15 protein-coding genes and 1 pseudogene are annotated in these 14,821 nt (G+C 40.7%); 10 read left to right on the plus strand and 6 right to left on the minus strand.

Annotated elements, in window-relative coordinates; all coding sequences use genetic code 11:
- Positions 1 to 11 precede the first annotated feature (11 nt).
- Complete coding sequence (rimI, locus tag H7F25_RS01280) at positions 12 to 440, plus strand: ribosomal protein S18-alanine N-acetyltransferase (RefSeq protein WP_024424460.1); 429 nt, start codon at positions 12 to 14, stop codon at positions 438 to 440.
- Positions 433 to 1,461 carry a tRNA (adenosine(37)-N6)-threonylcarbamoyltransferase complex transferase subunit TsaD gene (gene tsaD / locus H7F25_RS01285; protein WP_185854138.1) on the plus strand — a complete coding sequence of 343 codons (1,029 nt, stop codon included), beginning with the start codon at positions 433 to 435 and terminating at the stop codon, positions 1,459 to 1,461. The genes rimI and tsaD overlap by 8 nt, the downstream gene beginning before the upstream one ends.
- A gap of 270 nt (positions 1,462 to 1,731) precedes the next feature.
- Here tsaD and H7F25_RS01290 read toward each other — a convergent pair whose 3' ends face one another.
- Positions 1,732 to 3,654, minus strand: a complete 1,923-nt coding sequence (locus H7F25_RS01290; RefSeq protein WP_041086992.1) for an ABC-F family ATP-binding cassette domain-containing protein — start codon at positions 3,652 to 3,654, stop codon at positions 1,732 to 1,734.
- 138 nt (positions 3,655 to 3,792) lie between these two features.
- Here H7F25_RS01290 and moaC point away from each other — a divergent pair, with 138 nt between their 5' ends.
- Genes moaC through tatC form a run of 4 tightly spaced genes read left to right on the plus strand, consistent with a single transcriptional unit; the run spans position 3,793 to position 5,925 of the window.
- Positions 3,793 to 4,284: a cyclic pyranopterin monophosphate synthase MoaC gene (moaC, locus tag H7F25_RS01295; RefSeq protein ID WP_039176857.1), complete on the plus strand. Its 492-nt coding sequence runs from the start codon at positions 3,793 to 3,795 to the stop codon at positions 4,282 to 4,284.
- A gap of 15 nt (positions 4,285 to 4,299) precedes the next feature.
- Entirely contained in the window at positions 4,300 to 4,953 is a 654-nt protein-coding gene (locus tag H7F25_RS01300; protein WP_008355687.1) for a redox-sensing transcriptional repressor Rex, read from the plus strand.
- 27 nt (positions 4,954 to 4,980) lie between these two features.
- Positions 4,981 to 5,160 (plus strand): twin-arginine translocase TatA/TatE family subunit, encoded by a 180-nt coding sequence (locus tag H7F25_RS01305; protein WP_008355689.1) that lies wholly within the window; start codon positions 4,981 to 4,983, stop codon positions 5,158 to 5,160.
- A 6-nt stretch (positions 5,161 to 5,166) separates the two neighbouring features.
- Positions 5,167 to 5,925 (plus strand): twin-arginine translocase subunit TatC, encoded by a 759-nt coding sequence (gene tatC / locus H7F25_RS01310; RefSeq protein ID WP_098676753.1) that lies wholly within the window; start codon positions 5,167 to 5,169, stop codon positions 5,923 to 5,925.
- Between the two features lie 39 nt (positions 5,926 to 5,964).
- Here tatC and H7F25_RS01315 read toward each other — a convergent pair whose 3' ends face one another.
- From H7F25_RS01315 to H7F25_RS01325, 3 genes are read right to left on the minus strand one after another with little or no spacing between them, the layout of a single operon-like run.
- On the minus strand, positions 5,965 to 6,588 hold the full coding sequence (locus H7F25_RS01315) for an NUDIX hydrolase (RefSeq protein ID WP_059376132.1): 624 nt from the start codon (positions 6,586 to 6,588) through the stop codon (positions 5,965 to 5,967).
- Positions 6,589 to 6,644: 56 nt separating this feature from the next.
- A complete protein-coding gene (locus tag H7F25_RS01320; protein WP_003213897.1) occupies positions 6,645 to 6,839 on the minus strand; it encodes a YdiK family protein in 195 nt (64 codons plus the stop codon).
- Positions 6,836 to 7,570, minus strand: a complete 735-nt coding sequence (locus tag H7F25_RS01325; RefSeq protein WP_058837872.1) for a CPBP family intramembrane glutamic endopeptidase — start codon at positions 7,568 to 7,570, stop codon at positions 6,836 to 6,838. Before H7F25_RS01325 ends, H7F25_RS01320 begins: the two co-directional genes overlap by 4 nt.
- A 229-nt stretch (positions 7,571 to 7,799) precedes the next feature.
- Between H7F25_RS01325 and groES the strand changes: the two genes are divergently transcribed.
- The gene (gene groES / locus H7F25_RS01330) at positions 7,800 to 8,084 is read left to right on the plus strand and encodes a co-chaperone GroES (RefSeq protein ID WP_024426730.1); all 285 of its coding nucleotides are present in this window, start codon (positions 7,800 to 7,802) and stop codon (positions 8,082 to 8,084) included.
- 54 nt (positions 8,085 to 8,138) lie between these two features.
- Positions 8,139 to 9,773, plus strand: a complete 1,635-nt coding sequence (gene groL / locus H7F25_RS01335) for a chaperonin GroEL (protein WP_185854139.1) — start codon at positions 8,139 to 8,141, stop codon at positions 9,771 to 9,773.
- 114 nt (positions 9,774 to 9,887) lie between these two features.
- Here the strand turns inward: groL and H7F25_RS01340 are convergent.
- Positions 9,888 to 10,055, minus strand: a pseudogene (locus H7F25_RS01340) (tyrosine-type recombinase/integrase); the annotation flags it as partial.
- 243 nt (positions 10,056 to 10,298) lie between these two features.
- A complete protein-coding gene (locus H7F25_RS01345) occupies positions 10,299 to 12,776 on the minus strand; it encodes a WD40 repeat domain-containing protein (protein WP_185854140.1) in 2,478 nt (825 codons plus the stop codon).
- 233 nt (positions 12,777 to 13,009) lie between these two features.
- On the opposite strand from H7F25_RS01345, the gene H7F25_RS01350 reads away from it, so the two are divergent.
- Both H7F25_RS01350 and H7F25_RS01355 read left to right on the plus strand, forming a co-directional pair.
- Entirely contained in the window at positions 13,010 to 13,894 is an 885-nt protein-coding gene (locus H7F25_RS01350; RefSeq protein ID WP_185854141.1) for a C1 family peptidase, read from the plus strand.
- An 11-nt stretch (positions 13,895 to 13,905) separates the two neighbouring features.
- On the plus strand, positions 13,906 to 14,217 hold the full coding sequence (locus tag H7F25_RS01355; protein ID WP_185854142.1) for a protease inhibitor I42 family protein: 312 nt from the start codon (positions 13,906 to 13,908) through the stop codon (positions 14,215 to 14,217).
- Positions 14,218 to 14,821: the final 604 nt, after the last annotated feature.

A 14,821-nucleotide genomic window follows, 5' to 3' on the forward strand; every position in this document is an offset into this window, starting at 1 on the left:
AAATACGACAAATGACAGTAGCGGACATTCCAGAGGTGTATACGATTGAAGTGCATTCGTTTACAGCGCCTTGGAAAAAGGAATCGTTTGTCTATGAGATTCTTCATAACCAATACAGCCATTATTTCCTCATTGAAGAAGATAAGCAGCCTGTTGGATATTGCGGGGTCTGGATTGTCATGGACGATGCACAAATTACGAACATTGCGATTCTCCCTGAGCATAGAGGAAAAGGCTACGGGGAAGCATTGCTTCGATATGTCATGGAATTTTGCAAAGAAAAAAAGACAGATCATCTTTCTTTAGAGGTGCGGGTTTCGAATACACCAGCACAATCCCTCTATGAAAAGCTCGGTTTCAGACCAGCTTCTATTCGAAAGAATTATTATACGGATAATGGAGAAGATGCGTTAGTCATGTGGGTGAATATAAATGAGTGAACAAACAGATCGATTCATATTAGGAATAGAAACAAGCTGTGATGAAACAGCTGCGTCCATTGTGAAAAATGGAAAGAAAATCGTGGCGAATGTAGTGGCCTCGCAAATAGACAGTCATAAACGATTTGGCGGTGTTGTACCTGAAATTGCTTCGAGGCATCACGTGGAGCAAGTCACCATCGTATTAGAAGAAGTGATGACACAGGCGGGTATGAGCTTTAAGGATTTGGATGCGATTGCTGTTACGGAAGGGCCCGGTCTCGTCGGTGCCCTGCTGATTGGCGTCAATGCAGCAAAGGCACTGAGCTTTGCCCATCAAATTCCTCTTGTTGGTGTTCATCATATTGCAGGGCATATTTATGCCAACCAGCTTGTTGATGAATTGGAGTTTCCATGTTTAGCTCTTGTTGTCTCTGGCGGACATACTGAGCTTGTTTTAATGAAGGAGCACGGATCTTTTGAGGTCATCGGAGAAACATTAGATGATGCAGCTGGAGAAGCCTACGATAAAGTGGCCCGGACGATGGGTCTCCCGTACCCAGGCGGACCTCATATTGATCGGTTAGCACATGAAGGAGAGCCGACAATTAAGCTTCCTCGTGCATGGCTTGAAGAAGGGTCTTATCACTTTAGCTTCAGTGGTTTAAAATCAGCTGTGATCAACACCTTACACAATGCGTCACAAAAGGGAGAAACGATTGCCCCAGAGAATTTGGCCGCAAGTTTTCAAGCAAGCGTCATTGAGGTGCTTGTTGGTAAAACATTGAAAGCGGCTGAAGCCTATGGTGTGAAGCAGGTTGTTCTAGCTGGAGGAGTCGCTGCCAATAAAGGACTAAGAGAAGCTTTAACTTCAGCATTCACGAAACTACCAGATGTGAAGGTCATTATTCCACCATTATCACTTTGCACAGACAATGCAGCCATGATCGCTGCCGCTGGAACCATTGCGTTTGAAAAAGGAATCAGAGGCGATATGGTGATGAATGGCCAGCCAGGATTGCCGCTAGTCTCATATGATTAAAAACTCCTGTGGATTACAGGGGTTTTTATTTTTCTATGAAAGCGATTTATTCACATGTAAACGTTATATATCCACAATTGTTAGAAAATTTTGTTTTAAAATGAAGAGGATGTGTATAATTACGAACTTTTTTGTGGATATGTGATTAAAAACTTGTGGATAAAGTGGATAAGTCCAAAGTATTTAAGAATAATCAAGAAGTTGTTGTGGGTATCGTTGTGGATAATGAGTTTTCATTGAAAGAAAAAAGAGTACCCTTTAGGGCACTCTTTAAGAATCTGACAGCTCTTCCCACTCCGCAAAAAGTGATTCTAACTCTTGATTGAGCGTATCATTTTCTGTTTGAATGGCTTGAACCTTCTCGTGATCTTGAAAAATATCAGGATCACATAACAGCTCTTCATTTTCGCCGAGCTTGTCTTCAATGACAGCAATCCGTTTTTCAATTTCTTCAATCCTGCGCTGCTTTTGTCTTTCTTTCTTTTTCAGTTCTTTTTCTTCCGCATAAGAAAGCTTTGTTGTTTCTGCTGGCTGTGCAGCTTGTTTTTTAACAGGTTCATTTTCTTGAAGTGCCTTCAGCTCTAGTTGTTCATTTTTCTTTTCAAGGTAGTAGTCATAGTCGCCGAGATATTCTTTAGTTTCTGTAGGCGACAGCTCAAATACTTTCGTTGCCAGACGATTGATGAAATAACGATCATGCGAAACAAATAAGATGGTTCCTGGATAATCGATCAGTGCATTCTCTAAAATTTCCTTACTATCTAAGTCCAGATGGTTTGTAGGTTCATCGAGAATAAGGAAATTGGCTTTTTGAAGCATCAGCTTTGCCAGCGCAAGGCGTGCTTTTTCCCCACCGCTTAATGCATGGACAGGCTTTAAAACGTCATCCCCTGAAAAGAGGAAGTTTCCTAAACATGTCCGAATTTCTTTTTCATTCATATGAGGATAATCATCCCAAAGCTCATTTAGCACTTTTTTCGAGGATGTCAGTTTGGCTTGCTCTTGGTCATAGTAGCCGATCGTGACATGAGATCCAAAAGTGATGTCGCCTTTTACTGGTGTTAATGTGTTCGTTAACGTTTTTAAAAGGGTTGATTTCCCGATCCCGTTAGGACCAATGAGTGCCACACTATCCTCGCGTTTAATCTGAAAAGAAAGAGAGGATAGGAGCGGTGTTTTTTCATCATAACTAATATCGAGATCATGTACCTTCAGTACATCATTGCCGCTTTGTCTCGTAATATCAAAATGAAAGTTTGCAGATTTTTCATCTCCTAAAGGCTTATCTAAACGATCCATCCGTTCGAGCTGTTTGCGTCTGCTTTGAGCGCGCTTTGTGGTGGAGGCTCTTGCCAGGTTGCGGTCCACGAAATCCTGGAGCTTTGAGATCTCTTCTTGCTGCTTTTCGTATAGTTTCATATCCCGCTCGAGCTGCTCTGCTTTCAGATCCAGATACTTACTATAGTTCCCTGCAAACTTTTTCATCGAAGTTCTTGAGACTTCATAGACGTGGTTTACGACTTTGTCTAAGAAATAGCGGTCATGGGACACGATGAGAATGGCACCTGTATAATTTTGCAAATACTGCTCAAGCCATGATAAGGTATCAATATCTAAATGGTTTGTCGGCTCATCCAGAATTAAGAGTTCTGGTTTCATTAACAAGAGCTTTCCAAGTGCTAAACGGGTTTTCTGGCCGCCGCTTAAAGATTGGACGGTTGTCTCATCTTCAAAATGACTAAAGCCGAGTCCATGAAGAATGGAGCGGACATCTGCTTCATATTGATAGCCGCCTTGATCTTTAAATTCCTGCTGAAGCCTGTCATAGGTTTTCATCAGGGCTTCCAGCTCAGAACCTGTGGAAGAAGCCATTTTCTCCTCAATGGTTCTCATCTCTTGTTCCATCTCTTTTAAATGATCAAAAACCGATAATAATTCGTCTTTTAGCGTACGTGTAGACGTCACATCGGTATGCTGTGCTAAATAGCCGATCGATAGGTCTTTTGGTTTGATGATCTCACCTTGCTCGTAAGACATTTGACCGGCAATGATTTTCAAAAGCGTGGATTTGCCTGCGCCGTTACGACCTACAATGGCAATTCGATCCCTTGCTTTGACTTCCAATTTTATATTCGTTAAAACGGTATCAGCGCCAAACGATTTGGACAGCTGATTCACTTGTAGAATCATCATGTAACTTCACCTCTGCTATAATATGTTAAGTGTAGCTTATCAGCAGTAAACCGGCAAATGTTACATACAATCGCCATATTCAAATGAAAGACAGATAGGAAAAAATAGTGTATCATTTGAGTGAGGGAGCGTTGAAAGATGAGTCAATTTAGCCACTTTAACGAACAGGGGAGAGCAAAGATGGTCGACATTAGTGACAAATCGTCTACAGTGAGAACCGCCGTTGCTGTTTCAAGTGTTCGTATGATAAAAGAAGTGTTTCATAAAATACAACAGCATGAAATTGGAAAAGGGGATGTGCTGTCTGTTGCACAGGTTGCTGGCATCATGGCAGCAAAGCAAACATCTACCATCATTCCAATGTGTCATCCGCTTGCACTAAAAGGCGTGGATATCTCCTTTAATTGGGAGGAAGACGGAAATGCGCACATCCTGAACATACAAGTACAGGTGAAAACAAAAGGAAGTACGGGTGTGGAGATGGAAGCGCTCACTTCTGCTTCAGTATGTGCACTGACCGTTTACGATATGTGCAAAGCGATTGATAAAGGCATGATCATCGGTCCAACCTATCTAATTGAAAAGACAGGCGGGAAAAACGGTGATTTTCACAGAGCATCTGATATTTAAGTTGGAGGACCTTATATGAATATAGATCAGTCAAAAATTCCACAAGCGACAGCCAAACGTTTGCCGCTTTACTACCGTTTTTTAAAAAATTTGCATGCATCAGGAAAACAAAGGGTGTCATCAGCTGAGCTTAGTGATGCAGTCAAAGTGGATTCTGCTACCATTCGCCGAGATTTTTCGTACTTTGGTGCACTTGGGAAGAAAGGGTATGGCTATAATGTCGATTATCTCTTGACCTTCTTCAGAAAGACCCTTGACCAAGATGAAATGACCAATGTCATGCTCATCGGTGTCGGGAATTTAGGGACTGCTTTTTTACACTATAATTTCATAAAAAATAATAATACAAAAATTTCAATGGCTTTTGACGTCAATGAGAGTAAAATAGGAAGTGAGATAGGCGGCGTGCCTGTCTATGATTTGGATAAGCTTGAAGAGCATGTTCAAGAGGTAGGAGATATCCCTGTTGCAATTTTGACAGTACCTGCCGTAGCAGCTCAATCCATTACAGATCGTTTGATTGCCCTTGGCATCAAAGGAATCCTTAACTTTACGCCGGCTCGATTGAATGTGCCGGAACACATTCGAATTCATCATATAGATTTGGCGGTTGAACTTCAGTCTCTTGTGTATTTCTTAAAGCATTACTCTGTTACGCAGGAGGACTGACGAAAAGGGGTAAAGGGGGTGGAGCAAATGGGTCCGATCGGTCCTGGGAGTTTGATTCTGATTGCGATTGTAGCGCTCATTATTTTTGGGCCGAAAAAGCTTCCTGAATTAGGAAGAGCAGCAGGAGATACATTACGTGAATTCAAAAATGCCACAAAAGGCTTAGCTGATGATCAGGAAGAAAAAAAGAAAAAAGAAGATCAGTAGAATAGGATGAGCTTCATGAATGTCAAAGATATGCCGCTTATGGAGCATATTGTGGAACTGCGAAAACGCCTAGTGATCATTGCGATGTTTTTTGTCGCCTTTATGGTGGCTGGTTTTTTTCTCGCTAAGCCGGTCATTGTGTATTTACAAAATACCGATGAAGCGGCAACACTGACGCTGAATGCATTTAAACTTACAGATCCACTGTACGTGTTTATGCAGTTCGCATTTGTCATTGCTTTGGTTTTGACGTGTCCCGTTATTTTATATCAGCTGTGGGCGTTTGTGAGTCCTGGCTTATATGAGAAAGAAAGAAAGGTGACACTTGCTTACATTCCGATTGCACTGCTTTTATTTTTGAGCGGTGTGGCTTTCTCTTACTTTATTTTATTTCCGTTTGTCGTCGATTTTATGATGCGAATGTCGAATGATTTAAATGTAGAGCAAGTCATTGGGATTCATGAGTATTTTACATTTCTAATGCAGCTAACACTTCCATTTGGCTTTTTGTTTCAGATGCCCGTCGTGTTGATGTTTCTCACCAGACTCGGCATCATCACACCGATGTTTTTATCAAAAATACGGAAGTATGCCTATTTTGTCCTCCTTGTCATTGCCGCACTCATTACACCGCCAGAGCTTGTTTCTCACCTCATGGTCACCTTGCCAATGCTCGTTTTATACGAAGTGAGCATTATCATTTCAAGAGTGACCTATCGCAAAATGCAGCAAACAGAGGAGAAAGAAAAACATTATGTTTCATAAAAAAGCATCATGATCCAATAAGGGATCATGATGCTTTTTCTATTGTGTAAATTGATTGATCGCGTGAAAGAGGTGCTCATAATAGGCAGGCTCATGCGGGACAAAATTATGAATACCCACTTCGATGCTTTCCTCACGTCGTTCTCCGTTTGCATCAACTATAAAGCCCTCGATACGAATTCTTTCACATGATCCTGTTAAAAGCTGCTGTGCATCAGGCAGCTTTGCTCTGTACAGACCAGCGACTTCTTCTTTCTGTAGATGAACTTCCATGTGCTTTTCTTCATTCATATAAAGATACACATGACAGAACTCACGGTCGATGAAAGAAGGCAGGTGAATTTCATCTTTTATGATTCCTGTATAAGTAAGGTCCTCAAAAAGGATAGAAAGACCAAGTTCTTCTTCTACCTCTCTTAAGCCATCAGAAGGCTGTTCATCTGCGAGAAGGTGACCTGCTGCGGTGATATCAAACAGTGAAGGAAAATCCTTTTTTGCAGGACTCCTTAGCTGAAAATAGAGATACACGGTGCCAAGCTCCTTTTTAAGAAGCCAGAAATGAAATGTTTCATGCCAAAGACCTTGGGCGTGGACATCTGAACGAGCGGCAGCTCCAATGGTTTCATGCTGATCATTGAAGAAACGAAGTTTTTCATGTTCCATGAAGTTACATCCTCCATAAAAAAACCATTTTCCAAACGCGGAAAATGGTTTTTGATTTATTTTTGCTGCTGTTTTTTGAGTTTGACAGAGAAGGCAAACATTTTAAGCGCGATATTGATATTATAGGCCGCAAACACCATCAGCAAAATGCTGTAAAATGACCACATGTCACCTGGATTTTGAATGGCCATATAGGTGAAAGCCACACCTACGGCAAAATAAATGATGCCCCATACGACTGGGTTTCTCATGAGAAAAAGCCTCCAATAATCATTTGCATGGTTTGAGATTGTTCTTCAATCATTTTTTTCACTGGCTCAATCTGCACAAGAACGACAAGTGAGTTCATCAGCATATGAGCGCCGATTGGGACAATGATTCGTTTTGTTTTCGCATATAAAAAGGCAAAGGTAAAGCCCATTGCGGTATAGAGCAAGATATGGGGAAAATCATAATGTACAGCAGCGAAAACCACTGAACTGGCAAGTGCTCCAATGAAGAAATTCGTTTTTTCATAAATCACACCAAAGATGATTTTACGGAAAATGATTTCCTCTAATATCGGTCCAATCAGGGCGATGACGATCACAAGCCAAGGAACGGCATCCATAATGGATAAAATGTTTTGGGTATTTTCAGATTCTCGTCCAATGCCAAATGCATATTGTTCAATCGCCCCCGCAATTGATTGTGCAAAGAGAGAAAGAAAGAAACCGCCAATGATCCATGCGATAGCAGAACCGATTGAAGCTGGCGCTTCATTTCGCAGTGAAGCTTTTGGGACGGTTCGAAGGATGAGCAGAATAATGATCAATCCGATACAGAAACTGATGATTGTCCACGTTCCTGATAATTTTGAAAGCTCTGTTTGAGTCATCGGTGATTGAATGAATCCCAGCCATTTCATTATGAGAAAATAAGGAAACGCAGATACCTGTACCAATATATACGTTAAGATGATGTACCAATATTGTTTTTTCAAGTAACGAAAACCCCTTTACTAAAAGAACTAAATTTATTGTAACACAAGTCTTCTTTTACGATGAAAAGGAAAGAATCTGAGATTCAAAAAGATCGTGAAAGCGTAAAAATTTTTAAAGGTTTTCACTTGAAATTGCAGAAGACATTCTTTATTATAATAAATGTGTTAGCACTCACTGGTGATGAGTGCTAAAAAAGACTACATATAAAAATTGAGGAGGTTGTTTCTTATGTTAAAGCCATTAGGCGATCGCGTAATCATTGAACTCGTTGAATCTGAGGAAAAAACCGCTAGCGGTATTGTGTTACCGGATTCTGCAAAAGAAAAACCGCAAGAAGGTAAAATTGTTGCAGCAGGTTCAGGGCGTGTACTTGAAAGTGGTGAGCGCGTTGCGTTAGAAGTAAGCACAGGCGACCGCATTATCTTCTCAAAATATGCAGGCACTGAAGTGAAATATGAAGGAAAAGAATATTTAATCCTTCGTGAGAGCGACATTTTAGCTGTTATTGGTTAATCACATAAAAACATTGAGATAAATTTTTAAAAAGACTGAGGAGGTTTCGTTATTATGGCAAAAGATATTAAGTTCAGTGAAGAAGCACGTCGCGCAATGTTACGTGGTGTAGATGCACTTGCAGATGCTGTAAAAGTAACTTTAGGACCTAAAGGACGTAACGTGGTTCTTGAGAAAAAATTCGGTTCTCCACTTATCACAAATGATGGTGTAACGATTGCAAAAGAAATCGAATTAGAAGATGCATTTGAAAACATGGGTGCAAAACTTGTGGCTGAAGTTGCAAGCAAAACAAACGACGTAGCTGGTGACGGTACAACGACTGCAACAGTTCTAGCTCAAGCGATGATCCGTGAAGGTCTTAAAAACGTAACAGCTGGTGCAAACCCTGTTGGCGTTCGTAAAGGGATCGAAGAAGCAGTGAAAGTAGCACTTGAAGGCTTGCACGAGATTTCTAAACCAATCGAAGGCAAAGAATCAATTGCTCAAGTTGCGGCTATTTCTGCAGCAGACGAGGAAGTCGGCAGCCTAATCGCTGAAGCGATGGAACGCGTAGGTAACGACGGTGTCATCACAATTGAAGAATCTAAAGGATTCACAACTGAGCTTGAAGTGGTTGAAGGTATGCAATTTGACCGCGGATATGCTTCACCATACATGGTGACGGATTCTGATAAGATGGAAGCAGTTCTTGAAAATCCTTACATCTTAATCACTGATAAAAAAATCACAAACATTCAAGAAATCCTTCCTGTACTTGAGCAAGTTGTACAACAAGGAAAACCATTATTGCTTATTGCTGAAGATGTAGAAGGCGAAGCACTTGCAACTCTTGTTGTGAACAAACTTCGTGGTACATTCAACGCAGTAGCAGTAAAAGCACCTGGATTCGGTGATCGTCGTAAAGCAATGCTTGAAGACATCTCTGTTTTAACTGGCGGAGAATTAATTACAGAAGACCTAGGACTTGACCTGAAATCAACTGAAATCGGTCAGCTTGGCCGCGCGTCTAAAGTTGTTGTGACAAAAGAAAACACAACAATCGTAGAGGGCTCAGGAGATTCTGCTCAAATCGCAGCACGTGTGAACCAAATCCGTGCTCAAGTAGAAGAAACAACTTCTGAATTCGATAAAGAAAAATTACAAGAACGTCTTGCAAAACTAGCTGGCGGCGTCGCTGTCATCAAAGTTGGTGCTGCAACTGAAACAGAACTAAAAGAGCGTAAACTACGCATCGAGGATGCACTGAACTCAACTCGTGCAGCAGTTGAAGAAGGTATCGTATCTGGTGGTGGTACAGCACTTGTGAATGTATACAACAAAGTCGCTTCAATTGAAGCTGATGGTGACGTTCAAACAGGTGTAAACATCGTTCTACGTTCTCTTGAAGAGCCAATTCGTCAAATCGCTCACAACGCAGGTCTTGAAGGATCCGTTATCGTTGAGCGCTTGAAAAACGAAGAAATTGGCGTAGGCTTCAACGCAGCAACAAACGAATGGGTAAACATGATCGAAAAAGGAATCGTTGACCCAACAAAAGTAACTCGCTCTGCACTTCAAAACGCAGCTTCTGTAGCAGCAATGCTTCTAACAACTGAAGCAGTCGTTGCTGACAAACCAGAAGAAGGCGGCTCAGGCGGCGGAATGCCAGATATGAGCGGCATGGGTGGAATGGGCGGCATGATGTAATAAGCATCATAAAGCCTTGATATATCGGGGGTTTAAAGTTGAATAAAGGTAAATGCTCATACTTTTGCTCATATTAAGCAAAAAAAGCTCACTTTTTTCACAAAAACCATCTTATCAGAGAAGGTCTTTCATCAGTTTACTGAACTGGTGGGAGGCCTTTTCTTCCATATTTGCGGTCATATGAGCGTAAATATTCATGGTTGTATTGATGTCTGTATGTCCTAAACGCTGCTGAATCTCCTTCACTCCAACACCCGCTTCGATCAAAAGGGAAGTATGGGTAAGAAAGAAAATTTCCCTACCCAATGCTCATACTTTTGCTAATAGTAGCAAGAATAATCATGTACGTATTTATTCGTCCATCGGACCGACTACATTGGTGAATTAATTCTTCCTGCCCATGAGAACTACCGTCATACTAATTCTCGAGTAATCCGTCCGATTGTCCCCAGTGCTTTGTTGTTAAAAAAAAAGTGACCGTTTCTCAGTGGATACCGAAAAACGGTCTCATAGTAGTCGATTGCGTCAGTCGTGCAAACCCGAAGAAGAACATGCGCTCACTTCAGCGACAATAACGATCGAGGAGCGAGGATAAGTTATATCATGGACGTTCATGATTCTATAATTGTCCACTCTTTCATCAAATTGAAACACATCTACCATTAGTCGCATAAAGGCAATGTGCTGAATAGCTGCAACCACAAGAACTACTACCACAGTGACAAACCAATCTATCAACCAGCTTAGGATTTGGTTTAACTCGCGGGGAAGCGGAGTCTCTAACTGGACATCAATCTTTTGAGGATCAATGTATACGGTTGGTATAAGCATCACGCTGGATTGCCCTTCGCTTGGGGAATCGGAAAGTACGTTAATACTCCATTCTGTATGCGCGTCCATGATCGAAATAGAATACCCTACCGTTTCTTTAATAATCGTGTTTTTCAAGATAGGATCTCGAAGCCCCGCAGTTAAGCTGCCCCCTCCGCCAACGTTGACCGGAGCCCCAATACCGTTTCGCACGACTTGAATATCTCCGATTTCCGTTTTGAAGTAATTTTCAATACTTGCGTATAACGAGCCTCCCTTGGATTTTCTAGACTTTCCCCCCGATCTCCGGTGAGGAGTAGCCAGGACATTCAAGGCCGTCTCGCTGAAGGCGAGGGAAATCCAGCGTCGAGCATCCGGTATCGTTGTTTTCATCCGGGGAGGAAAGGTAATATCCTCCTTACATATACACGGCGGTGGGAAATCATGCGATACAAGCGTGAACAAAGGGAGTAGATAACCGACTACCTCTGAACCAGCGTCTGTATCTACAGTTACCGATCTATACTCGAACCTGCGGAAGATAAGCTCATACCCTTCAGACCGATTCCAAGAATTGGTCATAGGCGCCTCAAGGACTAAAGAGGAGAAGTATTGAGATATCCCTTTACCGGTGCCCACCATCATGTTCTCAATGGTTTTCTCCAAAAACTGAATTAAGACTTCATTAGTTCCGAAATGTTCAATTACTGACTCCGGATGAATGATACGTGTATCCATGCCAGGTTCCAACATGCTTTCATCAAGTTTTAACTGAAAGTATGGTGTAACATCCGACCGTCCCACAGCCATGTGTGGATCTGCCAATATTTTAAAAGAAACACGTGTACGGCTGATTCGATGTTCTGTTGTCCCGCTACCTTTGTATATATCCAGAAAAAGGTCTACGTTGACACGAATTTTCTTCTTCGATACATCGACAAACACTTCCATCGGTACGTGGTGAGACGGTGTAACCCCGTAATAAAGCTCCTCCTGCGTTTCGATCGGATATCTTGAATCGATTTTATTGTAAAGCCCCATCGCAATGCCATCCGCAATACAATACTCGCTAATCCCGACACAGACGGGGGCCTCCACTTTAGCTGAGGAAAGCAATTCATTCGTAACCTCACCCAAGTTCGAAGAAGTTAATAATTTTGATATCGTATTACTCGATTGTAGTTTATCCAAAAGAGTGTGCTTATTTACCTCTTTATCTTCTAGTTGGGACTTACGGGTCTGAACTAGAAGAAGTTTGCCATCGGGGGAAATATGGGAATTGTCTCCAGTATCCTCAGGTGATAGTTTCACTTGGTGAACCGTCCTTGAGGTCGTTTTATCCCATATTAACACGACGGCACTCTCGGTTTGAGTTGAAACGAACCAGTTATCGCCAATACTAGAGGGATGAGAATTGTGGTAAAAATTGTAACCTATCTTTCCCTCGTATATCTCACCTATCCTTCCCCCTGTGTCCGCAGACCACCGAATAGTGTCGATTTGCGACTCACCGTATTGAAGACATTCCAATAAGGGGGTCTGAATGTATGAAGCTAATATCTCTTGATTATCCTGATCGAACATCATTTTGGTTAAATTCTGTCCTTGCGGACTTGGAATTGAAACGATCTGTCTGCCTGAGTCGACCTCGTACACCTCAATGGGGCGATCCAATTTTTTGCTATAAGCGAGTTTCTTCCCATCGAACGAAATCGCAGGGGCTAGATTTAAATCAGCTCCCTGAAATCTTGGTCCGATCGCTTCCCCATTTCTTGCATCCCAAACTTGAATGTTCCCCTCCGAAGAAGTTGACATCAAACGAGATCCATCCGTTTGATTGAATACAATGCTAGTAATGCCGCTTTCATCTGCCTTCCATCGAAGGCTTGTCGGCTGCCCCTTCTTAAGGTCCCATATTTGAATATATCCCTTTTGATCTCCAACGGCTAGCTCATGGTTGTTCAGCGGGCTTATGGCAATGGATTTAACCAAATAAGGGGGATGAATGACTCGTATCGTATTTCCATTCTCATCGCAATATTGAATCGAGTATGTACTAGGAATAATAATATGTCCATCATTCGTAATTGCCGACTCGCCAAAGTACTCTAGTTCATCCCCATCTCGATCAAATTGTGTTTTGATATTTCTGTTCTCTAAATCTACGACCGTGATTCGGATTTTCTTTGCCAAAAACAGCACTCCTTTTTCGGAAACGTAATAAGATACTTGTTAACATTTTCTTAATACAACATCCTTATTCAGGATTTGTTTTATTTTCTGAGACACCTAAAGGGTAGGTGTCTTTATCTATTGATACAACCTACATGTCCGAGATGAAAATCGCTTTGAAGCCGTATGTAATGAATATTTTTTATTATAAACGCCAAGATAAAATATGTAATAAATAATTAGGAGGAATAAAAATGTCAGAACTTAAAGGTTTAGGAGTAGTTCCCTCTCCCCTAGATAAACGGGATATTCCCATGTCAGCCGTGCTACCTATTTTCACTGCCCCTGAGAAATTTGAAGTTGAAAACATTACACCCGTAAGAGATCAAAAAAATGAAGGTACGTGTGTTGGGTTTGCTTGCGCAGTAGGAATCAAGGAATGGCAGGAACAAAAAGAGCGTAATAATTTTATACAGCTTTCACCTAGATATTTATATGAAAAATCAAAAAGTGAAGATGAATTTCCAGATGATAGTCCAAGGTGTTCGCCTTTTGGTGACGGTACTTCAGTTAGAGTAGCTATGGACATGCTTAAAAAATATGGGGTATGTGAAGAAAGATATTGGCCTTATGTACCATGTGAACCTGGAAGCCCGACCTCAGAGGCAGAAGATAATGCCAAACACTATAGAATAAAAGCTTATGCAAGTCTTAACTCAATCGAAACCATGAAAAGAAGTCTGATAGTTAATGGTCCTTTTGTTGTTGGAACTTCTGTTTATGAAAACTGGAGTGAACCAGAGGTTTGGACAACAGGTAAAATTCCATTACCAAATGGACGATTTGAAGGTGGCCATGCAATATGTATCGTTGGATATGATGACACTGCCCAACTTTTAAAATTCAAAAATTCTTGGGGCAATGAGTGGGGAGACAATGGCTTTGGCTACTTACCTTACCAATATAAAGATTCACAGGCGGATCGTTTATTCTTTGAAGCATATGGTGCAACAGACCTAATTAACGATGTTGATGATTTAGTAAGAAGTAGAGAAAAGATATTAGAACAAATGAATGAGAACTTTAAAGAAGATGTAAAATTCGATTCTTGGGAAAACCAAGTTATTAAATATCACTAAAGTTACGACTTATGATGTATTTAATTGAGGAAAAAGATAGTGGTAGGGATTTCCATGTGAATATCGGTGATATATTACAGTTGAATTTGGAGGAAAATCCATCAACAGGATATATATGGTTAGAAGAGTTTCAGGCACATAAAATTGTATTGCTAAAGAAAGAGGAGCGAGTACTTGATACAATTTCAATCGGAGGAACAAATAAACATATATGGCTATACGAAGTTATAAAGGATGGTCAGGGAATGTTAAAACTACATTATCAAAGACCTTGGCTAAATGAACCTATAAAAAGCTTTAAAGTTACCATTACTGTCATATAGAACCCACATATTGGAGAAGCTGCTTGCTTTAAAGAAAAAAAAAGGGTGCTCTCGTCTCTGGAGCATCCCTTTTTGGATAAAGGGGGAAGAAAAAGACATGTCTTTTTTCTGATTTAATAAGCTCTATTCTTTAACCAAAAACCCTTTTCCAGCTTATACTTTTTTAAACATGTATCTACCATTTATAAATACAAACTTGATCTGTATTTACAAATGGTCCAATCGTCGATAAACACAATTGTTGTTTTCAAAAAAGGGGTCCCATAAACCATATTTAAGGACAAAGTAATAGCCGTTAGTCTTTTTATAGACTTAATAGCTGAATTAAAAATGCTCATATTTTTGCTCATAGTATTACTATATTGTATTTAAGATTATTTAATAAATTATAATGAAAAGCGGTAACTTCAAGATTATTTCATAATCATTTTTTTGTATTAGGCCCCTTCATGAATGTGGGACACGATGTGATAAACGTTTGAAACCATTGACACACAAGGTTTTCATCTGAAATCAAAGCAAAATAAATGATAAAAGAGGCTTCTCATTAATTCAACGAATTTTTGAGAAGCCTCTTTTTATTGATTCGTTGGTAATCTACTTT

Origin of the sequence: Bacillus sp. PAMC28571 (genome assembly GCF_014250435.1) — a bacterium.
Lineage (GTDB): Bacteria > Bacillota > Bacilli > Bacillales > Bacillaceae > Bacillus > Bacillus safensis.